Origin of the sequence: Bifidobacterium biavatii DSM 23969, from assembly GCF_000741165.1 — a bacterium.
Classification (GTDB): Bacteria; Actinomycetota; Actinomycetes; order Actinomycetales; family Bifidobacteriaceae; genus Bifidobacterium; species Bifidobacterium biavatii.
The window spans coordinates 20,322-42,542 of record NZ_JGYN01000014.1; the positions used below are offsets into that span (position 1 = coordinate 20,322).

General features: G+C 62.8%; 13 protein-coding genes and 1 pseudogene. 10 read left to right on the forward strand and 4 right to left on the reverse strand.

Features of this window, described 5'->3' with window-relative positions:
* Nucleotides 1-100 precede the first annotated feature (100 nt).
* Nucleotides 101-1,276: a glutathione S-transferase C-terminal domain-containing protein gene (locus BBIA_RS05830; protein WP_202962035.1), complete on the forward strand. Its 1,176-nt coding sequence runs from the start codon at nucleotides 101-103 to the stop codon at nucleotides 1,274-1,276.
* Nucleotides 1,277-1,846: 570 nt separating this feature from the next.
* On the opposite strand, the gene BBIA_RS05835 is transcribed toward BBIA_RS05830, so the two are convergent.
* The 3 genes from BBIA_RS05835 to BBIA_RS13335 form a co-directional block, all read right to left on the reverse strand.
* On the reverse strand, nucleotides 1,847-3,175 hold the full coding sequence (locus BBIA_RS05835) for an amidohydrolase family protein (RefSeq protein WP_051923842.1): 1,329 nt from the start codon (nucleotides 3,173-3,175) through the stop codon (nucleotides 1,847-1,849).
* Nucleotides 3,176-3,276: 101 nt separating this feature from the next.
* Nucleotides 3,277-4,287, reverse strand: coding sequence for a glutathione S-transferase C-terminal domain-containing protein (locus BBIA_RS13330; protein WP_051923843.1), 1,011 nt, complete (start codon nucleotides 4,285-4,287; stop codon nucleotides 3,277-3,279).
* Nucleotides 4,288-4,363: 76 nt separating this feature from the next.
* Entirely contained in the window at nucleotides 4,364-4,909 is a 546-nt protein-coding gene (locus BBIA_RS13335; protein ID WP_051923844.1) for a GNAT family N-acetyltransferase, read from the reverse strand.
* Nucleotides 4,910-5,278: 369 nt separating this feature from the next.
* Between BBIA_RS13335 and BBIA_RS05850 the strand changes: the two genes are divergently transcribed.
* From BBIA_RS05850 to BBIA_RS05875, 6 genes are all read left to right on the forward strand, one after another.
* Nucleotides 5,279-6,928, forward strand: a complete 1,650-nt coding sequence (locus tag BBIA_RS05850; RefSeq protein ID WP_160268259.1) for a peptide ABC transporter substrate-binding protein — start codon at nucleotides 5,279-5,281, stop codon at nucleotides 6,926-6,928.
* A 100-nt stretch (nucleotides 6,929-7,028) separates the two neighbouring features.
* Entirely contained in the window at nucleotides 7,029-8,552 is a 1,524-nt protein-coding gene (locus BBIA_RS05855) for a S10 family peptidase (RefSeq protein ID WP_033495235.1), read from the forward strand.
* Nucleotides 8,553-8,641: 89 nt separating this feature from the next.
* Complete coding sequence (locus BBIA_RS05860; RefSeq protein ID WP_033495233.1) at nucleotides 8,642-9,580, forward strand: ABC transporter permease; 939 nt, start codon at nucleotides 8,642-8,644, stop codon at nucleotides 9,578-9,580.
* Entirely contained in the window at nucleotides 9,573-10,523 is a 951-nt protein-coding gene (locus BBIA_RS05865) for an ABC transporter permease (protein WP_051923846.1), read from the forward strand. Before BBIA_RS05860 ends, BBIA_RS05865 begins: the two co-directional genes overlap by 8 nt.
* Nucleotides 10,520-12,151: a dipeptide ABC transporter ATP-binding protein gene (locus BBIA_RS05870; protein WP_033495231.1), complete on the forward strand. Its 1,632-nt coding sequence runs from the start codon at nucleotides 10,520-10,522 to the stop codon at nucleotides 12,149-12,151. Before BBIA_RS05865 ends, BBIA_RS05870 begins: the two co-directional genes overlap by 4 nt.
* A 982-nt stretch (nucleotides 12,152-13,133) precedes the next feature.
* Nucleotides 13,134-14,267, forward strand: a complete 1,134-nt coding sequence (locus tag BBIA_RS05875; protein WP_033495229.1) for an ATP-binding protein — start codon at nucleotides 13,134-13,136, stop codon at nucleotides 14,265-14,267.
* Between the two features lie 102 nt (nucleotides 14,268-14,369).
* Here BBIA_RS05875 and dapD read toward each other — a convergent pair whose 3' ends face one another.
* Nucleotides 14,370-15,389: a 2,3,4,5-tetrahydropyridine-2,6-dicarboxylate N-succinyltransferase gene (gene dapD / locus BBIA_RS05880; protein WP_033495227.1), complete on the reverse strand. Its 1,020-nt coding sequence runs from the start codon at nucleotides 15,387-15,389 to the stop codon at nucleotides 14,370-14,372.
* A 246-nt stretch (nucleotides 15,390-15,635) separates the two neighbouring features.
* Here dapD and BBIA_RS05885 point away from each other — a divergent pair, with 246 nt between their 5' ends.
* The 3 genes and pseudogenes from BBIA_RS05885 to BBIA_RS15215 all read left to right on the forward strand — a co-directional run bounded on the left by BBIA_RS05885 (nucleotide 15,636) and on the right by BBIA_RS15215 (nucleotide 22,137).
* Nucleotides 15,636-16,790, forward strand: coding sequence for an ATP-binding protein (locus BBIA_RS05885; RefSeq protein WP_033495225.1), 1,155 nt, complete (start codon nucleotides 15,636-15,638; stop codon nucleotides 16,788-16,790).
* 1,072 nt (nucleotides 16,791-17,862) lie between these two features.
* Nucleotides 17,863-18,942: pseudogene (locus BBIA_RS15210) on the forward strand (choice-of-anchor A family protein); the annotation flags it as partial.
* Between the two features lie 285 nt (nucleotides 18,943-19,227).
* Nucleotides 19,228-22,137, forward strand: a complete 2,910-nt coding sequence (locus BBIA_RS15215; RefSeq protein ID WP_420796688.1) for a SpaA isopeptide-forming pilin-related protein — start codon at nucleotides 19,228-19,230, stop codon at nucleotides 22,135-22,137.
* Nucleotides 22,138-22,221 lie beyond the last annotated feature (84 nt).

The following is a 22,221-nucleotide window of genomic DNA, read 5'->3' on the forward strand; positions in this document are numbered from 1 at the left end:
ACCCCGTCGTGTCGCGGGGGCGCGTCTGCGAAGATGGCTACCAACCCGCGCGGGAGGGAACCGCGCAGCCACTTCGACACGAATAAGGGGGAACCCAACCATGGCACTGGAACTCAAGGAATCCGCCATCAGCCTCAGCGCTCCCGCCGCGGACGCGTGCGGCGTCCGACCGGCCCCGCGCCCCGGACACGATAAGCGTGACCGCCCGATCGAGGAGACGACCGTCGAGCAGACCCCGGACGGTGCGTTCCGCCGCCAGCGCAACGCGTTCACCGTGCGCTTCGGCGACGAACCCGGCCAGGCTCCGGTCGAAGCCGGCCGCTACCACGTGCTCGGCGCGCTCGGCTGCGGCTGGAACCGTCGCCAGCGCATCGTGATCCGTCTGCTCGGCCTTGAGCAGGCGTTCGTGCCGGAGGTCGTCTACGGCCGTGACGCGGACGGCTGGAAGCTCACCAAGACGCCGGGCGGCGTGGCCGAACTGTTCGGCTACGACCGGCTCAACGACTTCTACCGCGCGACCGTCGGCGACAAGTTCACCGGCCGTGGCACCTCGCCCACGGTCGTGGACCTCAAGACCGGCAAGGTGGTCACCAACAACTACCACATTCTGAGCAACGATCTGGAAACCGCGTGGGCCCCGTTCCACAAGGAGGGCGCCCCGGACCTGTACCCGCAGGAGCTGCGCGAGGAGATCGACCTGCTCAACCAGCAGATCTTCGACGACGTGAACAACGGCACCTACAAGGTTAACTTCGCCACGTCGAAGGGCGCCGCCGAAGCCGCGTACACCATTTTCAAGGCCCGCCTGGCCGACTACGACTTCCGTCTCGCTTCTCGTCGCTACCTGTTCGGCGACCAGTACACGGACAGCGACGTGCGCCTGTTCCAGACGCTCGAATCGTTCGAGAATGGCTACCGTCCGGGCTTCATCGACAGCCTCGGCACCGAGGATATCGTGCACGTGTGGGATTACCCGAACCTGTGGGCGTATGCGCGCGACCTGTTCCAGACGCCGGGATTCATCGACGATGCCGAACTGTTTGCGCTCGGCTACACGCCGGACGAGAACGGCGACTATGCGCGCAACCCGTTCACTGACGACGAGGGCCACACCCCGCAGTCCGTTAAGGACGCCCGCAAGGCCGTCTACGAGAAGTGGCTCGAACCGGCCGGCCGCGAGTCGCTCGGCGGCTCGCCGCTCTACTCCGGCCCGGGCGGCGGCGGTTCGTTCGAGCTGTGGAAGTTCGGCGCCTACGCCGACTACTATCAGGGCTGATTCACGCTGAAACCCATTGAGGGCCGTCCGGGAACTTCCCGGACGGCCCTCTTTTGCGTATTCGGGTAATGCTGGCTCTTCGTATTTTGGTGTGTATGGCACGCGTGCCTGTTGTATCGGAATCGCGCTATCGCGCGATGCTGTGCTTGTTGGCGGCGCGTAGCGCCGCGACGCTCCCCCACCCGGCTTCGCCGGGAGCCCCCTCAGCCGAGGGGGCCGAGAGCTACCGCCAGCATCCGGGAGTGTTGCAACCATAAGGAGCGCGGCAGCGGTTGCTGCCGCCGGAAACAGCGTATTGCACGCAGTGCAATGCCGTTTTCATCGCGCGCAGCGCGATGCTGAGATTGCGCTGTCGCGCAATCTCACGACAACACAGCATCGGACGCACGAACAGTGCGGACGATACCGACACCACAGAGCCACGCCTCACCGACACACCAAAATACGAAAAGCCGGTAATGCGTGCGTTGTATTCGGGTGCCGATCTGCGCTATCTGCGATCTGAGGACCGTTCGGGAAGCTCCCGGGCGGCCCTTTGCTTTGCAGGGAGGCAGTTTTGCGCCGCGCCCGTCACCAGTTCTGCAGGGCTGCGCGTGAGACGCGGGCGAAGCGTTCCTCGAGCACGTTGTTGGTGTGCCCTTTGCCGTCGCGCTTGCGCCCGTGGTATTCCTCGACCGGCACGGGATGGAACACTTGCCCGCGCGTGATGATGAGCTGCCGCCGTTCGAGCGCGTTGAGGTCGTCGAGCGGGTTGCCGTCCACGATGAGCAGGTCGGCGTCATACTCGGGCGCGATCACGCCCGCCACGCCCGCCAGTCCGATCGCGGCGGCCGCGCGCGACGTGGCCGCCACGAGGATTTCGGCGCGCGGAATGCCGGACGCTTCGAGCTGGTGCAGCCCGTACAGGTACGCGTTCGGCGGGATGACCGCGCCGATGTCGTGCCCGGTGACGATTTTCACGCCGTGGCGGTACAGGTCGAGCGCGCGCGGCGCGATCGTCTCGCCTTCGACCGGCGGATACGACGGGGGAGCGGCCACGTCCACGTAAATGCCTTTCTCGGCGATCTGATCGGCGAGTTCGGGGTCGAACCGGGTGGTGCCGTCGTCGCTGATGAACGTGCCGTGCGCGATGTAGTCGACGCCCGCTTCGACGGCCCGTCGGATGCCTTGCGTGCCGTGCGCGTGCACGGCCACGGGGTGTCCGAGCCGGTGCGCTTCGTCGACGAGCGTGCGCAGCTCTTCGACGGTGAACTGCGCCTTCCACTGTGCGGTGCCGGGCGTGAAGAATCCGCCGGTCGCTGCGGCCTTGATCGTGTCCACGCCGGCCTTGTGATGGTCGCGCACCGCGTGGCGGATGTCGTCCAGCGAGTCGACTTCGCCGCTGTCTTTCCAGTCGTGCCCGCCCGTGGTGGTGATCATCGAACCGGCCGCCACGATGCGCGGCCCTTCGGCCAGTCCGGCGTTGATCGCCTCGCGCAGCGCCACGTCGGTGAAATACTTCGATCCCAGCGACTGGGCGGACGTGACGCCCAGCGAGGCGAGCTGCTGCGCCCAGTGCAGGGAGTGCAGCGCGTTCCATCCCTGCACGTGCCGCGCCGGATCGGACACGTTGGGTGCGGAACCGGGCCGCGCGCCGAAATGCGCGTGCGTTTCGACCAGTCCTGGCAGCAGCGTGTAGCCCGAATAGTCGGCGCGCGCCCAATCCGCGTACTCCGCCGGCAGTGCGGCAACGTCCCCGACCCACGCGATGCGTCGCCCGTCCACCGCAACGGCCTGGTCAGCGAGGGATTCGCCCGGCCTTCCGGTGATCAGACGGCCGACCGTGACCACGTATCGTTCGTTCGTCTCGACGACGTTCGCCGGCCCAGCGTGTGTGTCGTGCGCGTTGTTGTTCCCCATATTGTTCCCCCTGTTGTTGGTTGTTGATTATTGTTGGCTAGTGCTTTGCCGGGCTTTAACGGTGATGTTGTATTGCTCGGCTTCCCTTGTCAGGGGAGCTGTCACGCATTCCACGCGGCGCGGATGTCGTCCACGGTTTCGGTGAACGCCGGCTCGCCCCACGGTTGCGTGTACGCGCCGTCCGTGTCAGGCAGCAGGCCGATCGTGCGGCGGTCGTCGTCACTGACCAGTCCGGGCGTGGCGTACAGTCGTTTCGCGTACTCCCACAGGTGCGGATAGTCGACCACGGCAGCGTCCGGCACGGGGAACGCGTTGCGATAGCCGATGTCGAACGTGAGCAGCACGCCGAACAGGTGCGCGTCCGCGTCAGTCGGCTGGGAGCCGAGCAGATACGGGCTGCGCGAGAGGATGTCGTCGAACCAACCGAGCCGCGCGTAGAAGACGCGGCGCAATGCGGCGTGCTGTTGCGCGCCGTGCAGGAAGTCGCGCCGGTCGAGACGCTCGTCGTGCGGATGTTCGGACGATGCGATGACGGCGAACAGTGTGCCGATGAGATCCTGGTCGATAATCGCGTCCAGCCGGTCGATGTCGCGGGCCAGCGCGGACGGATACAGCGTGCCGGCGTGCGGCGAGAAGCGTTCGATGAGCCGGCTCAGTCGCGCCCAGTCGTCGCTGACAGCCGTGCGCGTGCCGTCCGCGCGCGCCGCGTACAGCGTCACGTCGGGCAGTTCGTCACCGTTGACGTCGATCGTGTCGACGGTGAAGGAGTTGGCGGACGATGCCGGGGCGTCGGATGCCGTGGACGCGGCCGACCGCTCGACGTCATCGGCGGTGCTGCTGCCGATCGTGACTCCGCCGGCCACGCGTGCGGCGATGATCGCCGGCCATGCGCGCGGGTCGAGCGGGCTGGCGGACAGGACAAGCGGATACGGCTGCGCGTTGCCCGCCGATTCCGCGGCGATGTCGGCGAGCGCGTCGTCGGGATTGAGCGGCAGGGCGGGCGCGGCCGGTTCGAAAAAGCCGAGTCGGCCGGTGCCGCCGGCCGGCAGCTTGCGTGCGGAGGATGCCGGCTCGAACGAAACGGACACGTCGGTGGAGGTTGCGTTGGTCATAAATGTTCCTTGCGATGGTTGGTCTGTGCTGTGGATGATGCGTTCGATCTGCGCGTGATCGGACGATGCGGCTCGTTCAGCCGGCGACGGCGTAGTCGGTGTGCGTGAACGTGAGCAGCCGCTGCCCGTGGTCGACGATGATGGTTTCCCAGTCGGGCCGGCGGTGGAATCCGCACGCGTAGTAGAGGCGGTGCGCGGCGGTCATCTGCGGGCTGGAATGCAGTTCGACTGTCCGGTAGCCGTATGCGCGGGCGATGTCGAGGCTGTGACGCACGAGCGTGCGGCCGAACCCGTGGCCGCGCCCCCACGGGGCGACGCCGAGGATGTTGAACGTGTAGTTGGCCTCATGGTGGTCTTCGGGCTTGGGCGTGAGCACGGCGGCCTGCACTGCGCCGGAGCGGTCGAAGATGCCCCACACGTGCGCGGTTTCGGCGCGTTGCGCGATGCGTTTGAGTCCTTTACCGTAGAAGTCGGTGACCCAGCAGCCGTCATGGAACGCGGCGAACAGCGCGTCGCCGACCGCCTCGTATTCGTCCGGTTCGGCCAGTCGCAGCGTGAAACCGTCGCCCAGATCCCATTGCAGCAGTGGCTGCGGGATGGGAATGTCATGGTGTGCCGTCATCGCGTTCCCCCTGTATTGCATGCGTCCCCGCATGGAGTTGGCGGACGCGTTGTGCCGATAAGACTGTGCGCATCATCTTTCCAAACCATGCCGTCCAACACGTCGCCGGAACTATCGGCATTGGTTGTGACGACGTATAAGGAACGGTTATGTAGCCGGCCATATGCGTGAAACCATTGGAAAACAAGGGGTTTATGACCACGCCATAAGCAGAGCGTATAGCCACGCCGTACTTTTGCCCTCGTTCTTCCGATAGTGTGTGAGCCATCCGCAAGGGGATGCCTCCGCCGGACCGCCGACCACCGCATGGGGATCGGCAAGACCAACAAGGCTCCGGTCAAGGGCACACGACAAGAGGGGAAGACTCTGATGACCACCAAGAACACGATCAAGAAGGCGCTGGCGGCGCTCGCCGCCGGCGCGCTGCTGGGCGGCGTGCTCGCCGGCTGCGGCGCGTCCACAGCCGCCGAAGGCAGCGGCAGCGATTCGACGTCCACCGCCGCGTACAATCCGGTCAGCGTTTCCGGCACCGCGCCCGGCGGCGACCTGATCCCGACCAACTCGCAGGAGTCCGGCAAGAAGACGCTGGTCTGGCAGCTGTTCGACGGCCTGGTCGACGTCGATCCGGACACGCGAAAGGTGCGCAACGAGGTCGCCAAGTCGATCACGTCCGACGATCAGCAGACGTGGACGATCACGCTGAACCAGGACCGCAAGTTCTCCGACGGCACGCCGGTGAAGGCCGACAACTTCATCAAGGCGTGGACGTGGGGCGCCGACATCGCCAACGCGCAGATCGCGTCCGGCGACCTCGCTGTCATCAAGGGATACGACAAGCTGCACCCGTCCGACGGCTCGAAGGCCACCGCCACCGAGTTCGAGGGGCTCAAGAAGGTGGACGACTACACGTTCACCGTCGAACTGACCAGCCCGTATTCGAGCTTCGTGAACCTGCTGACCTCCGTGACGTTCTACCCGCTGCCCGATTCGTTCTTCAAGGATCCTGACGCGTGGCGCAAGAACCCGGTCGGCAACGGCCCGTACAAGCTGCGCCAGGCCGTCGACGAGGCCACCGGCGCGTACTTCGACCTCAACAAGTACTACAAGGGCAACCGCACGCCGCATAACACCGGCCTGTATGTGCGCTTCTACACCGACAGCTCGGCCGCCTACCAGGACGTGCTTGCCGACAATCTTGACATCACCTCGCCCGGCGGTGCCGACCTGCTGACCGCGAAGGACGATTTCGGCGACCGTCTCGTCGAGCCGGTCATCACCGGCCCGAACACCACGATCACGTTCCCGATGTGGGATGACTTCTGGAAGAGCAGCAACGGCCTGAAGGTCCGTCAGGCGATTTCGCTGGCCATCAACCGCGAGGAGATCGTCGACAAGGTGTTCAACGGCTACGCGGTGCCCGCCAAGGACTTCACCGTCAAGGGCCTGAACGGCTGGAGCGACTCCATCAAGGGCTCCGACGTGCTCGACTTCAACGTGACCAAGGCCAAGGCGCTGCTCAAGGAGGCGGGCGGCTACACCAAGGAGCTGCCGATCTACTACAACGCCGACGGCGCCCACAAGCAGTGGGTCGAGGCCGTGGCCAACCAGATCAAGAAGAACCTCGGCATCAACGCCGTCCCGAAGCCGACCACCACGTTCTCCGACTTCCTGCAGAAGCGCGCCGACCACCAGTTCACCGGCCCGTGGCGTGCCTCCGAAATCCCGTTCAACCCGGGCCTTGACGACATGCTGCGCAACGTGTACTCCACGTCCGGCTCCGCAAACTCCGGTTCCGAATGGACGTCCGACGCCTTCGAAGCCAAGCTGAAGGAAGGCTGGCAGCAGAAGGACACGGACGCCGCGAACGAGAAGTTCAACGAGGCCCAGGAGATCCTGTTCCAGGACCTGCCCGCCATCCCGCTGTGGTACACGAAGATCCCGAGCGTCTACTCCACCAAGGTCTCCAACGTGCACACGAACGTGTTCGGCAGCACGCTGTACCTCGTCGAAAAGAAGTAACCGATCCATCACCGAAGCAACGGCGGACGGACCCGCTACCGGGTCCGTCCGCTCATGCGCAGCACCGCAACCGTACAGCGCAGCCACCAAGGAGCCACCCATGCCAGACGCAGACTACGAAGCATACGACCGCCGCACGCAGCCGGCCGCCGAACCGATCGCCGACCCGAACCTCGCCGCGCGCCTCACCCCGGCCAGCGCCAAGAAAACCCTCGTCACGCGCGACGGCGCCAGCCTCGACTACACCGTCACCGCCGGCTACTTCGACCTGACCGAAGAAAACATCGGCGGCCCGCTCGCCGAGGACGCCACCGTCAAGGCGCGCGTCTTCCTCACCCAGTACGTCGCCGACGAGGCCAACGACAACCGCACCGCGAACGGCGACAACACACGCCCGGTCATCTTCCTGTTCAACGGCGGCCCCGGCAGCTCGTCCGCATGGCTGCACCTCGGCCTGTTCGGCCCGCGCATCGTCGACGTGGTGAAAGAGGACGGCGTCACGCCGAAGCGCCCGCCGTACCAATTGCGCGACAATCCCGACTCGCCGCTCGCGTTCGCCGACCTAGTCGTCGTCGACGCGATTTCCACCGGCTATTCGCGCGTCGCCACTGGCGAAACCGCCGACCAGTACCACGATGCGGACGTCGACGTGGAAGCGATGACCAACATCATCCGCCTGTGGATCACCCGCAACCGCCGCTGGAACTCGCCGTTATACATCGCCGGCGAATCGTACGGCGTGCTGCGTGGCAGCGCCGTCACCGACCGTCTCGCCATCCGCTACGGCATCTACCTGTCCGGCCTGATCCTCATCTCCTCGCCGATCACGCTGGGACGCATGGACTTCGCGCCCGGCACGATCCTTGGCAACCACGCGTTCCTGCCCACCTACGCGGCCGTGGCGCACTATCACGGCTTCAACGCCGACCGCACGCTCGACGACGTGCTCGCCGAAGCCGAGCATTTCGCCGACACCGACTACCTGTGGGCCCTCAACCAAGGCCACCGCCTGACCGAAGACAAGCGTCGCGAAATCATCGCCACCTACTCGCGCCTGACCGGCCTGGACGAAGCGTTCGTCGACCGCGCCGACCTCAAAGTCACGCCGGCGCAGTTCCGCGCCGAACTGCTGCGCTCGCAAAGCCGCGTCGTCGGCCGCAACGACGGCCGGTTCATCGGCTGGGATCGCAACGGACTGGGGGAGACCCCGGCCGGCGACCCCGCCGACCAGGTGTTGCGCGGCGCGTTCGCGGCCGGCATCAACTCGTACCTACGCCAGGAAGTCGGCTACGAGAACGACCTGAGCTACGAGATCGACACGACGCGCGTCAAACCGTGGAACGTGCCGCAGAACCACCGCCGCAACCCGTTCCACGTGCTGCCCGAACTGTCCAAGGCGCTGCGCACGAACCGCACGCTGCGCGTGCTGTACCAGGTCGGCCACTACGACCTGTGCACGCCGTTCTGGGGCATGATCAGCGACGTCGCACTGCTCGAGATCCCACCGGAACTGCGCGGCAACGTGCGCGTCAGCGAATTCGACTCCGGTCACATGATCTACGTCGACGACGCGAGTCGCATCCGCGAATCGGCCGACATCCGCCGGTTCGTCACCGAAGAATAGACGCGGCCTCGCCGCACGCTACGCGGCAAACGCAAACAGCAACAGCAACAACAACCTCAGCAATCAAGCACACAAGCACAGGAGCAGCATTGGCACGCTACATTCTCTCCAGACTCGCACAGGCGGTGGTGGTCATCTTCGTGGCCACGCTGCTCCTGTACGCGCTGGCCTACGCCATGCCGGGCGACCCGGTCGCGGCGCTCGCCGGCGAAAACCAGACGCTCGACGCCGCCACCCGCGCCGCGATCGCCGCGAAATACAATCTCGACAAGCCGTTCCTCGTGCAGTACGCGCTGTACCTGGGCCGCGTGTTCCACGGCGACCTCGGCACCACGTTCGCCGGACGGCCCGTCACCGAGGTCATCGCGACCGCGTTCCCCGTCACCGCGCGTCTGGCGATCATCGCGATTGTGATCGAAACGGTGATCGGCGTGCTCGTCGGCCTCGTCGCTGGCCGCCGCAAGGGCAGCGGATTCGACTCGGTCGTGATGACCGTCACGATGATCCTGCTCGGCATCCCGTCGTTCGTGCTCGCGTTCGCCGTGCAGTACTTCTTCGGCGTGAAGCTGCGCTGGATGAAGCCGACCGTATCCGAATTCGCGACGTGGGGCGAACTGGTTGTGCCCGCGCTCGTGCTCGCGGTCGGATCCATCGCGTTCCTGATCCGCTTCACCCGCTCCGGCGTGGTGGACGCGCTCAACTCCGACCACGTCAAGGCGGCCCGCGCTCGCGGCATCCACGAGTGGCGCATCGGCCTCGCGCACGTGCTGCGTAACGTGCTCATCCCGATCGTCACCGTGATCGGCACCGAGTTCGGTGGCCTGCTCGGCGGTGCGATCATCACCGAATCCGTGTTTAACATCCCCGGCTTCGGCCAGCAGGTGTACCAGCACATCATCCGCGGCGAAACCGCGCCGACCGTCTCGCTCGTGAGCGTCTTGGTCATCATCTTCGTCACGGTCAACCTGCTCGTGGACCTGCTGTACGCGGTCCTCAACCCGAAAGTGAGGTACGGCGCCCATGAGTGAGCCGAACGTCAAGCAGTCCGCGCGCCCCGGTGCCAACAGCGGCTCCAACGCCGGTGCGAACGCCGCCAAAACCGGCGCGAACAAGCCGCGCAAATCGTACTCCTCCTTCGGCCAGGCATGGCTGCGCCTGCGCATCTCGCCGCTGTTCTGGATCTCCGTCGTGATCATCGCGTTCCTGCTCGTGCTAGCGATCTTCCCGTCGCTGTTCACGTCGCACACGCCCGACCACTGCGATCTGGGCGACTCGCGCGCGCCCGCCGGCGGCGAATACCTGCTCGGCGCCGACCTGCAAGGCTGCGACATCATGGCCAACATCGCGTACGGCGCACGCGCGTCGCTCACCGTCGGAGTCGTCTCGTCGCTCGGCGCGACGGCCGTGGGCGTGATCATCGGCATCGTCGCCGCGTATTTCGGCGGCTGGGTCGACGCGCTGCTCTCGCGCATCTCCGACGTGTTCTTCGCGATCCCGCTCATCCTCGGCGCGATCGTCGCCATGCAGGTCACCGAACACCGCAACGTGTGGACGCTGTCGGCCATCCTGATCTTCTTCGGCTGGACCAACACCGCGCGCATCGCACGCTCCGCCACGCTCGAAGTGCGCACCAAAGAGTACATCGCCGCAGCCCGCCTGCTGCACGTGCACAACGGGCGCATCCTGCTCACGCACATCCTGCCGAACATCATCGCGCCGATCATCGTGGTCGCCACGATCGGCATCGGCGGCCTCATCGCGGCCGAAGCGTCGCTCAGCTACCTGTCGATCGGCCTACCGCCGAACATCCCCAGCTGGGGTAAGGCCATCGCCGACGGACAGAAAGTGCTGCGCGTGAACCCGGGCATCATGCTGTGGCCCGCGCTGGCGCTCACCCTCACCGTTCTCGCGTTCATCTCCCTCGGCGAAGCGATCCGCAACGCCTTCGGTTCTCGAAAGGACAGCCGATGACACTCGACATCACCAATCTGCGCATCGCCTATCCGCACGGCCGCACGGACAAGCCGGCCGTCGAATCGTTCTCGTTGAGCGTGGGAGCGAACGAGCGCGTCGCGATCGTCGGCGAATCCGGCTCCGGCAAGTCCACTGTCGCCAACGCGATCATGGGCCTGCTGCCCGGCAAGGCGAACGTAAGCGGTTCGATCAAACTCGACGGCACCGAACTCATCGGCCTGCCGACGCGCGAATGGTACAAGGTGCGCGGCGCGCAGATCGGCTACGTGCCGCAGGACCCCATGCTCTCGCTCAATGAAGTGTGGACGATCGGCTACCATTTCCGCGAAACGATCAGCACGCATCATCTCGTCTCGCGCGAGGACGGCCGTGACGCGTGGCGCAAGCTCGCCGCCGACCGCCTGCGCGAAGTCGGCCTGAACGACGCCGAACGCGTGCTCAAGCAGTATCCGCACCAGCTGTCCGGCGGCATGCGACAGCGCGTGCTCATCGCGCTCGCCCTGCTCGCCCGGCCGAAGCTGATCATCGCGGACGAGCCGACCAGCGCGCTCGACGTGGTCGTGCAAAAGCAGATCCTCGACCTGCTCGAGGACCTGACCGACCGTCTCGGCTCGTCGTTGATCCTCATCACGCACGATCTTGGGCTCGTCGCCGACCGTTGTACGCGCGTAAGCGTGCTCTACCGCGGCGACCAGGTCGAAACCGGCTCGATTGACGAGGTGATCCGCGCGCCCAAGCAGGCGTACACGAAGCACCTGCTCGAAGCCGTGCCGAAGCTTTCCGCGATTCGTGACCGCAAGTTTGCTGACTTCACGGACGCGGAGAAAGTGCTCGAAATCCGCCACCTGTACAAGGAGTATCCGCTCAAGCAGTCCGGCTGGTTCTTCAACCGTCACGGCGCGAGCATCCTGCAAGCGTCCAACGATGTGAACCTGACCGTGCGCAGCGGCGAATGCCGGGCGCTCGTGGGTGAATCCGGCTCGGGCAAGTCCACGATCGCGAAGATCGTCATGGGGCTCGAGAAGCCGACCCGCGGCGACGTGATCATCCAGGGCCGCAACCGTTGGGACATCCGCGGCCAGGAACTCGACGAGCAGGCGCATCACATCCAGATCGTGTTCCAGGACCCGTACGCGTCGCTCGACCCGCAGTTCACCGTGCAGCGCACGCTGCTCGAACCGTTCGCCGTGCATCACCGCCAGTGGAGCGCCGACGAGCGCTACGAGCGGATTCTGCACCTGCTCGAACTGGTCGGGCTCGACGAGGACCTGCTCGGCCGCTACCCGGACGAGCTGTCCGGCGGCCAGCGCCAGCGTGTCGCGATCGCGCGTGCGCTCGCGCTCGAACCGGAGATTCTGGTGCTCGACGAGGCCGTGTCCGCGCTGGACGTGATCGTGCGCGCGCAGATTCTCGAAACGTTGCGCGACCTGCGCGAACGGCTCGGCCTGTCGATGCTGTTCATCACGCACGATCTGGCCGTGGTGGCGGAGATCGCCGATTCCGTGTCCGTGATCAATCACGGGCGGATCGTGGAGAGCGGTGCGGTGTCGGACGTGTTCCTGAACCCGCAGGACGACTACACGAAGGAGTTGCTTGCTTCGGTTCCGGGGCGCGCGGCGTTCTGATGGCGGTGTTGGCGGGAAGCCGGTTGTGCCGCAAACCGGTTGATGTCGGTTTGCGCTGGTTTGCGCCGGTCACGGTGCCGACTTGGGGTGCGTTGCGTGTCATTGTTGCTGGTAAGTCGGTCATGCTGGGGTTGATGTCACGCAGATCGCCTGTGTGGCGTGGCATTGCCCCCGGTAAGTCGATGGTACTGGGGTTGATGTCACGCAGATCGCCCGTGTAGCGTGGCTTCAACCCCGATAGGTCGATGGTACCGGGGTTGATGTCACGGTGGATGGATGATGGCGGCGTTCTGATGGCGGCGATCGCAAGACATTTGCAGTGAGCAGACACACGATGCGAATGCAAGCGGATGATCGTATAGTGGATGGTGGGACGTGCCAAAAGCGCGTTCTGACCATGCGGTTTGGCCATGCGTCCGACCTTTTGGATCCTGCGTTCGACGGGTCGGCGTGCCGGCCCCATCGCACCAACCATCGATCCCAAAAGGAGAAACGCCATGTACGACATCATTCGTCCGGTCGCATACGCCACCAACAACATCATCTGGGCCCCGGTCCCGGCCGCTCAGAACAATCATCCGATCAATCCCATCGCCGACCGGCGGTAGCGCCTCGGCTGAGGTGGTTCCCAAGCGCGATAATGCATGCGCGGCATTCCGTGGCGGGACCGTATCGGATGCCGGCACCAGCCAGTGACGGTCGATCCTCGGCAACGGTGATCTTCCATCCTCGGCCCCGTGCCGGCGAAGCTATTCTTCTCTCGCGTCGGCGAACACCGTCGTTCGCTGACGCGAGCCATTGCGGCGAGTGCGATATGGTGTAATTTGGTGTGCATTCGTGCACTTTAGTGTAACTTGGTGTAATTTAGTGCAATTTGATGTATCTTCATGTATAACGGTGTGCATACGGAAGGGCCAGCCAACCATCCCCGCACGCGCGTCAAAAGCCTGAGCATTAAACAAGTCTGGAAGGTCACCGCACCATGAACCCGTTCAAACCCACCGCTGGCAAGATGCCGCCGATTCTTATTGGACGTCAGTCGGTGATCGATGATTTTTCCGAAGCATTGGATAATGGAGTCGGTGCGCCGGGTCGCATCATGCTGGTGACTGGTCAGCGTGGTTTCGGCAAAACCGTCATGTTGACCGAGTTTCGCCGTATCGCCAAGGCTCGCAAATGGGAAACGATTGCGGAAACCGCATCGGAAGGCTTGGTCACCCGTCTTGTGCAAGCGTTGTCGCCGTCGGGCATGAAGTTGGAACAGGCGGATTTCAGCCCATCCGTCGGTATTGCCGGAGTTGCAACCGCCAGTCTTGGCCAGGCTCGGTTTTCCGCAGAATCCAACCCGTTGACGTTGCGCAATGCGTTGAATAAGTGCCTGTCCAGTCGGAAAGTTGGCAAGGGCAAGGGCGTGCTGATCACGATCGATGAAACGCAGGCCGCGTCTCGCGAGGATCTGGTTGCGATCGCCACGGCCATTCAGCATGTGACGGCCGAGAGTGATGAGAGTGATGTTCCGGAGGCTGACAAGAAGGGCGTGGCCATTGTGTTTGCCGGCCTGCCGTACATGGTGAACGATCTGCTTGACAATGAGGTGACGACGTTTTTGCGTCGCGCGATGCGCCGCGAGTTGGACAATGTGCCACTGCCTGATGTGAAGAATGCGTTTCTTGTGACGGTGGCCGCGTCCGGTAAGTCGATGAGCGAATCGGATGCGCTTGAGGCCGCGCGCAAGTCGGACGGGTACCCATACATGGTGCAGTTGATCGGATATTACATGTGGCAGTCAGCGCAGCGTCGCGGTTCGAGCGTGATTTCGTCGCAGGATGTCGAAACTGGATTGTCGGATGCGTTGCTGGCGTTCGACGACGCCGTTTGCGCGCCTGCGCTGGATGGCACGACCGGTGCGGAACGATTGTTTTTGCAGGCGATGGCGCAGGATGCGCCCGGTTCGACGCGGGTTGCCGATGTTGCGTCGCGTGTGCGTCGCAGTCGCAGTTGGGTGAGCAAGTATCGTGCGATTCTGATCAAGGACCGGCTGATCCGCCCGTCGGGGCACGGTGAGCTGGAATTTGCCGTGCCCCATTTGGGCGAGTATCTCAAGTCGCAGAACTGACGAAGTTAGTTCTTATGCCGAGCCGTTAAACGGACGATCCGATGGATCGTCTGTAGGTGAGGGGAGCGGCTGTGCCGCGACGGCTGCATAAGACTGACGAAATCAGTTCTTATGCAGCTTTTCGTTGAGTTCGATGCCGGTCTTGCGGTAGCGCGCTTCGATGCGTCCGTTGACGGAGTTGCGGATGAACAGGATGTTGTCCTTGCCGCTCAGGTCCGCGCCTTTGACCACGTCGAGCGGTTCGCCGGCCGCGACCTTGGCCTTGTCGTAGACGGTGACTTTGGTGCCGGCGGTCACGTACAGGCCCGCTTCGACGACGCAGTTGTCACCGAGTGAGATGCCGATGCCCGCGTTCGCGCCGAGCAGCGAGTGTTCGCCGATGGAGTTGCGCAGCTTGCCGCCGCCGGACAGGGTGCCCATGATGGATGCGCCGCCGCCGATGTCGGAGCCGTTGCCGACGACGACGCCCTGCGAAACGCGGCCTTCGACCATGGAGACGCCGAGCGTGCCGGCGTTGAAGTTGACGAAGCCGGCGTGCATGACGGTGGTGCCTTCGGCCAGGTGCGCGCCGAGGCGGACGCGGTCGGCGTCGCCGATGCGCACGCCGGTGGGGGTCACGTAGTCGATCATGCGCGGGAACTTGTCGACGGAGAGCACGTTGACCTGCGCGGCCGGCGCGGCGTGCGGCAGTCCGACTTGCGCGGCGAACGCTTCGGCTGCGGTGATGGCGGCGGATTCGACGTCGATCTTGCGCAGCGCGAAGTCGTCGACGGCGAACGGGCCGTAGTTGGTCCATACGACGTTGGCGAGCTGCGCGAAGATGCCGTCGAGGTTGAGCGTGTTCGGCTTGGCGAGTCGCTGCGAGAGCAGGTGCAGGCGCAGGTACGCGTCGGCCGCGTCGGCGATGGGCGCGTCGAGGTCGGACACGGTGAAGACGGGGATGCGGCGGACGCCGCGCGCGTCGGCATTGTCGTGCGCGAGTGCGCCGAAGTTGTGGTTGGGACGGTCGGCTTCGGCCGGGGCGTCGCCGAGAGTCAGCTGCGGATACCAGACGTCCAGCGTGGTGCCGGCTGCGTCGACGGATGCGAGGCCCCAGCCCCATGCGGTGCGTTCGTTTGCCATGAGTGTGCTCCTTATCGGTAAGCGTTGATGGTTCCAGCATAGATTGCGGCGTCGCCCGTGCGCCCGCCGCGCCTCACCCTCCGAACGCGCTGCGCGGTGTCGCGGTCCTTCGCCGGTTTTCGACTCTCGTGCATATGCATATGAACGCTGGTCGTCGTGCGCCTCGGGCCTGATGCCGCTTGTGAAATGTTTTATACTTTTTATAATTTATGAAATTTATGAAATTTGACGAATGAAGGGCGCCTTATGAACAAGACGAAACAGAATCCGTTCAAACCCGGTGCCGGCTATGCTCCGCCGCTCCTGATCGGGCGCGACGATGACATTGACGATTTCGTCGAAGGATTGGACAACGGCCCGGGGGCGCCTTCGCGTCTGATGCGTGTCACCGGAGCACGAGGCATCGGCAAGACGGTGCTGCTGTCGAAATTCGCCGAGGTCGCCAGTGCTCGGGGTTGGGAGGTCATTCGCGAATCGGCCTCCGAGGGATTGTGCGCCAGGCTGGTTGCGCAATTGCAGCCGCCGGCTCGGGGAAGGCATGATTTCACGCTGAATCCGAGCGTCAATGTGGCGGGGCTCATCGGGGGAAGTCTTGGTGCTTATCATTATGAGTCTCCTCAGCAGATGCCTTTGACGCTGGCCGGTGCCATGAGGGAACGAATCGGTCGACTGGAGAAACGAGACGCCGGCCTGCTCATCGAGATCGACGAGGCTCAGGCGGTGGATAAGAACGACATGATCGCCATAGCCAATGCCGCGCAAGCCATGAACGTGGAGAATCGGAATTACGCTCTCGTGTTCGCTGGACTGCCTTCCATGTCTTCCAAATGGCTGAACAATGATGCGACCACGTTCATGCGCCGTGCGGAGCCTCATGCTCTCAGGGATGTTCCTTTGTCTGCGGTGGCGGTATCGTTCGGGGATACTTTTGAAGGAACGGGCATGATCTTGGCTGGGGATCCTTTGCAAGCGGCCACGGAGGCCACGTTCGGATATCCTTTCATGATCCAGCTTGTTGGTTATTACGTTTGGAGTCAGGCGAGGAGGAATCATCCGGATGATCCTGAGGTCACCATCGAGGATGCTCAGGCAGGTATCGGCAAGGCTTTGACTCGTTTGGGCGAGACCGTTCATGGTCCGGAATTGGACGGGTTGTCGTCCGTTGATCGAACGTATCTGCTGGCCATGGCACAGGATGATGGGCCGTCCTCTACTTCCGTGATCGCCGAACGTCTCGGCAAGGGAGTGAATTATGCGGGCAATTATCGTGCCCGTCTGCTCGAAGCGCAGGTCATTGAGAACAAGGGATACGGAAAAGTGGATTTCGCTATTCCTTACTTGCGCGAGTATCTCCGAGAACATGCGGCGTTCTACCGGATGAGCGCCGAATCCGGCGAGTGACCGGCTCTTCATATCTCGGCGCGTATGTGCCGAGATTCCTGTTGTTTTTGGTATCACGCTATGCGCGATGCCATGTTGTCGTGAGACTGCGAGGTAGTGCAATCTCAATATCGCGTTGCTGCGCGATGCGATCGGAATCGCGCCGTCACGCGATACTGTGCCGTCAGCGGCAGCGGTAGCTGCCGCCACGATAAGTGTTCGACGCACTGCGATGCTGGCGGAGCCTCGGCCCCCTCGGCTGAGGGGGCTGTCAGCCGCAGGCTGACTGGGGGAGCGTCCGCGGCACACCAGTGCTGCCAACAACACAGCATCGCGCGCAGCGCGATTCCGCTATCCAACGGAATCGTCCATATCAGATTCTCGCACCAGTGTTGCCGCCCATCTCACTCCCTGACCATGAATAATACTTGCATTTTGCAAGCGTAATCAAGACACGCCGATGGTTGGGGTATCTTTCGGCGGCGTATTTCCGCCATTGTTAACGATGCCTTTTCTTGCAATCTTCTAGACTGATGTTTCCTTGATTTGCAGACTGAAAGCGTTCGCAGTATGGTTGGGCATCAAGGAGATGCGGTAGGCAGACAGTGACCATCGCAGGTGAGGAAGTTTTCATCTCCACAAGAGATGAAGTACCAATCTTGCAAACGTATGCCGGCCGTGGTTGGACAACAACCGACCATCGGACGACATGCACGGTCCAACGTCAACGCCGACGCATCGACGCACAACAAGAACGCGCTTCGCAGCGGTCGCGCGTTCGGGCTGACAGCAGAACAAGCCGAGGGCGGCAGAGCGAATCGAAAGCCCGGAGGAGAGAGCAATGCAGGGATTCACAACCCGTACCGTGGCAGGGACCTACACCCGTCGCCTAGCCGCGTCCGCCCTCGCCATCTCCATGATGCTCGGCACCGCCCTTGCCGGCATCATCACCGCCCCCATCTCCGCCTACGCCACCGACAGCACCAGTGGTTCCGACGCAGCTGGTCTGTGCACGCCCACGAACATCAACCTTGGCGACGACATCACGAAGAGCACCACCGACACCGGTGTGGCCACATATGTCGGCCGCGATATGTATATCGGTGCAAACAATAACAACAGCGAATATCTGGAAGACGGCAATGCGCCTGACGGTTCATACGCAGTGGAGGCCGAAGGCCTGACTGTTGTCAACGGCAAGCTGGCAATGAACCCCCTGAACAACAGCTGGCGCATCAAAGATAACGATGGCAATCGGAACTCCGCTGGTTTCCGCTTCGGTACCGTTGGCTTTGGCGCGCAGTTCCGCCCGAAGAGCGGTGCCGCCTTGGTTGTCGGCGGCAAGAATTCCGCCATCAAGAACATGCGAACCGGCAACGTGAACACCAATGTCGGCGCGTGGACTAAGGGTGCATGGACCGGCCAGTCTGCGGAATGGAAATCTAAGGACAACTACGACGTCAACACCTCCAGCCCTGCATACACGTCGCAGATCGTCGGCACGATGGGCAAGTGGCAGTCCGATAACAGGCATGATGCGGTGGTTGGCCAGCAGAGCCACTGGTACAAGGATGATAACTCCGATAACAAGTCGTATGACGAAGCGATGAAGGTCACCGGCACTGATGACGACAACAAGTCGTACACCAACAACTATTCGGACTACAACGAGACAATCGATACGCTGTCCAAGACTCTGGCACTGGGTAACACCGCCGGTGCCAGCGCGAGCGAGAGCAACGATGGCAGCAAGAAATCATTGAACGGCGTATGGCGCGGCAAATACAACTGGGATGTCAGTGATCAGTGGGCTTCCTATGGCTTCCAGTTCAATGGAGGCCAGACCGAAAAGGTCATCACGTTCAACGGTGACAACAAGTCCTCGATGCAATTTTTCAGTCTTCCCGCATCGATGTTGTCTGGTGATCAGGGCATTTCGTTCGAGTTCACGAACATTCCCGCCAACGCGTCCGTGGTCATCAACGTGACCGGTGCGAACAACAGCGAAATCACATTCCGTAACGGTTGGCGTGTGTGGTGGAACGGCACTGACGTGTCGGAGGGCTACCGTACCAAGGCCGGCGACGAGGTCAAGAACAAGTACGCGCACGCCGCGCAGTCGGTCATATGGAACTTCGCTGACGCTTCGAAGGTTACGATTCTCGGCGGCAAGGGTACTGGCACGCTCACGATCAAGAATGTCCAGCAGGTCGACGTCAACGAGAACAAGGCGACCGATAACGGAACCTACAACAACGTCACCACCACAGACGATCCTGCCGCCGCCTTCCTTGGCAGCATCCTCGTACCGAACGGCAGCCTCGAATCGCACGTGAGCACGAACGGCCGTGTGTGGGTCGGCGTGGACTTCTCCATGTACAACCCGGAGAGCGCTACGATCAAGATCAACGGCACCGAGTTGAAGACCTCCGAAGGCAAGACCACATCCGTGATCAACATGGATCAGGAACGTCACAACCTTCCTTGGTCTGGCAACTTTACCCAGAACTGCGCGGTGATCGGCTGGAACAAGGTCGATGCGAACACTCAGCAGAAGATCGGTGGCTCCGAATGGGGTATTTACAAGACTGAGGCTGAGGCAAAGGCCAACCAGAACGCCTTGCTGGTGGTCGATGACAACGGCAGCAACGATTCCGATTACACAGAAGGTGTGATCACCGTTCGCAACCTCATGCCGAATGCCACCTACTACATCAAGGAGCTGAAGGCCCCGGACAACTACACGGCTTCCGATACGGTGTACGAGATCAAGGCCGGAGCCGGCGGCGAAACCATCTACAAGCCGACGGCAGGCGAAAACATCGCGAACACCCCGTCCGGTGCATCCGTCCGCTGGGCCAAGTACGAGAACGGCGACAAGAACAAGACCCCGTTGCCCGGTTCCGAATGGCAGCTGACTAAGAAGGGTACGAACAGTCCCAACGACGACGAAACGTGGACGATCAAGGACAACACCCGTTCCCTGATCAAGGTCGACATCCTCAACGCGTCCACCAACGCCGACGCGGGCGCCACGCACTCGATGAACCAGTCTTCGAGCGTGCACTTCAAGGCCAAGATCACTTATCGTGACAACACCACAACCGACAACGACAGCGACGTGACCTGGACATCCAGCAACGAAACCGTCGCCAGCGTCACCGCCGACGGCGTGGTCATCGCCAAGCAGCCCGGCACCACGGTCATCAAGGCCACTGCCGTTGCGGACGACACCAAGTCTGACTCGATCACCGTCACTGTCAGCAGCGTCAGCGTGACCGGCATTACGATTAAGAACGGCAATCAGGTCGTGGCTGCGAACAGCACGCTGGACATGGCGAAAGACGGCAGTCTCCAGCTGGACGCCGTCGTCGAATCGCAGAGCGGCACCACAGTATCCGCGCTGTGGGAATCATCCGCCCCGGACGTGGCAACGGTCACTGCAAACGGTCTGATCAAGGCCGTATCCGTGGGCGTATCAACCATCACCGTGTACGCCGGTGACAAGCAGACGTCGGTCGTCGTGCGCGTCACCGACAGTACCGAAACGCTCGTGTACGTCAAGAAGAGCGTCGTGCTCAAGACGTATCCGAACTGGGGTGACGATTACTACATCGGCTACGGCAGAACTGGTGCGGCGTGGTCGTACGCGAAGATGACGGCCAGCGAGTGCAACGACGACTGGATGTATGTGAGTATTCCCCGTCAGGGCAACGATACGGCGTTCAAGATCGTCAATCAAGGCAACAACAACGCCGGCGGCTCATGGTATCCGGCCGGTACCGGTTCGGACATCAAGTTCAACAGCCGTGCGGTCATCGTGCTGGACGGTAGCAACGCCTCCGGCACCGACGACATGCCCGACTGCACGGTGCGCGCGACGACGAGGACTGCGGCTGCCGGCATGGACGATGCGCAGGCTGATGCCGCCGACGATGCCGACGATGCTGCGACCGTCGAGAATGCCACTGATGCGGTGATCGCTGACGTTGACGAGACGAACGCGGCTGAGACGACTGCCGAGCGGATGACTGACGCTGCAGAAACGGATGCCGGTCAGCAAGACGGGAAGGCCGTTGCGTTCGATTGCTCTGCGACCGGATACCTGTGCGACATCGACCCGGCCTCCGGTATGTTCCGCGTCAAGGATTTGGCCGACGGTACGTACGAGCTGAAGGAAACCGTCGCTCCGAACGGCTACACGCTGAACACCACCGTGTACAAGTTCACCGTCGTCAACGGTGTGCCGACTTGGGACGGTGACCAGGCTGGACTGGTGAACGGCGTCATGTACATTGACGACAAGCCGACCGAAGTGACGTGGTACAAGCAGGATGCGAAACACTCCTTCGCGCTCGCCGGTTCGCAGTGGAAGATTCAGCTCAGTGGCGGCACCGCGATCTACTGCGTTGCCGATGACAATGCGACCGTCGATACGTCCGCTTGCTCCGGAACCACGTTGCAGGATGTGGCCGATACCGTGGCCGGTACGATCACCGTCAAGAAGCTGCCCAAGGGCACGTACACACTGACGGAAACCGTGGCTCCGACCGGTTACGACAAGCTGAGCGATTCGTATACGTTCAAGGTTGACGATTCCGCGTCGACCGTGCAGATCGACGACCTGACCGGCAACAAGATCGACAACTCGCTGACTCCGGTCGAAACCGAGATTCCAGTGAAGAAGTCGGTGACCGGCGGAAGCTGGCCGACCGGTTCGGATGGCCAGCCGGTGGCGTTCCAGTTCAAACTGGAGAAGTACGGGAACGATACGCAACAGGCAATCCCGACTCCGACCAACTGCAGCAACGCTCCGTCCGCTGACATTGAGCACGGAACCGCTTGCGTGATCGATGTTAAGCCCGATGAAACCGGCAAGTTCACTGCGGATGGTGTGTTCAAGGGACTGCACTTTAACGCCAACAACCTTGGTGCGGATGCGAGCAATAAATATGCGAACACGTACACGTACAAGATCACTGAGGTGAAGCCGGCTAACGCGGATCCGTTCATCGAGTATTCGCAGGCCGTGTACAAGGTGGTCGTAACGGTCGAGCAGGCCAAGGATTCGTCCGGCAAGTGGGCCGGCTTGAAAGTGTCGTACACGATGACTCGTGAAAAGACCGATGCCGGTACCTCTGTCGAAGGCGCGAATGCGACCGTCGGCTCGTGGAATTCGGATCAGTCGAACAACGCGAATGGCGGCGAGACTGCCAAGCCAATTGCCACGTTCACCAACAACATTTACGGCCCCGAACTGCCGGCAACCGGCGGCGAGGGTACGGCGATGTTCCTGCGAGCGGGTTCGTTCGCAGTCCTCGTGGCGACGCTCGGCTTGGCCTTCATGGCAAGGAGGCGTCGCTCATGACTGGTTCTTCTCCGAAGGGAGGCGCCCCATAGCCTTCCCTTTCTCAAGTCCAGGGAGCCCCGCTGTCGCGGCGTGGTCTCGCCT

Coding starts and splice junctions, on each gene's coding strand:
- dapD (WP_033495227.1), bottom strand. CDS start 15,389: ATGGCAAACGAACGCACCGCATGGGGCTGGGGCCTCGCATCCGTCGAC.
- BBIA_RS05835 (WP_051923842.1), bottom strand. CDS start 3,175: ATGGGGAACAACAACGCGCACGACACACACGCTGGGCCGGCGAACGTC.
- BBIA_RS05885 (WP_033495225.1), top strand. CDS start 15,636: ATGAACAAGACGAAACAGAATCCGTTCAAACCCGGTGCCGGCTATGCT.
- BBIA_RS05875 (WP_033495229.1), top strand. CDS start 13,134: ATGAACCCGTTCAAACCCACCGCTGGCAAGATGCCGCCGATTCTTATT.
- BBIA_RS13335 (WP_051923844.1), bottom strand. CDS start 4,909: ATGACGGCACACCATGACATTCCCATCCCGCAGCCACTGCTGCAATGG.
- BBIA_RS05855 (WP_033495235.1), top strand. CDS start 7,029: ATGCCAGACGCAGACTACGAAGCATACGACCGCCGCACGCAGCCGGCC.
- BBIA_RS05850 (WP_160268259.1), top strand. CDS start 5,279: ATGACCACCAAGAACACGATCAAGAAGGCGCTGGCGGCGCTCGCCGCC.
- BBIA_RS05830 (WP_202962035.1), top strand. CDS start 101: ATGGCACTGGAACTCAAGGAATCCGCCATCAGCCTCAGCGCTCCCGCC.
- BBIA_RS15215 (WP_420796688.1), top strand. CDS start 19,228: ATGGATCAGGAACGTCACAACCTTCCTTGGTCTGGCAACTTTACCCAG.
- BBIA_RS13330 (WP_051923843.1), bottom strand. CDS start 4,287: ATGACCAACGCAACCTCCACCGACGTGTCCGTTTCGTTCGAGCCGGCA.
- BBIA_RS05870 (WP_033495231.1), top strand. CDS start 10,520: ATGACACTCGACATCACCAATCTGCGCATCGCCTATCCGCACGGCCGC.
- BBIA_RS05865 (WP_051923846.1), top strand. CDS start 9,573: ATGAGTGAGCCGAACGTCAAGCAGTCCGCGCGCCCCGGTGCCAACAGC.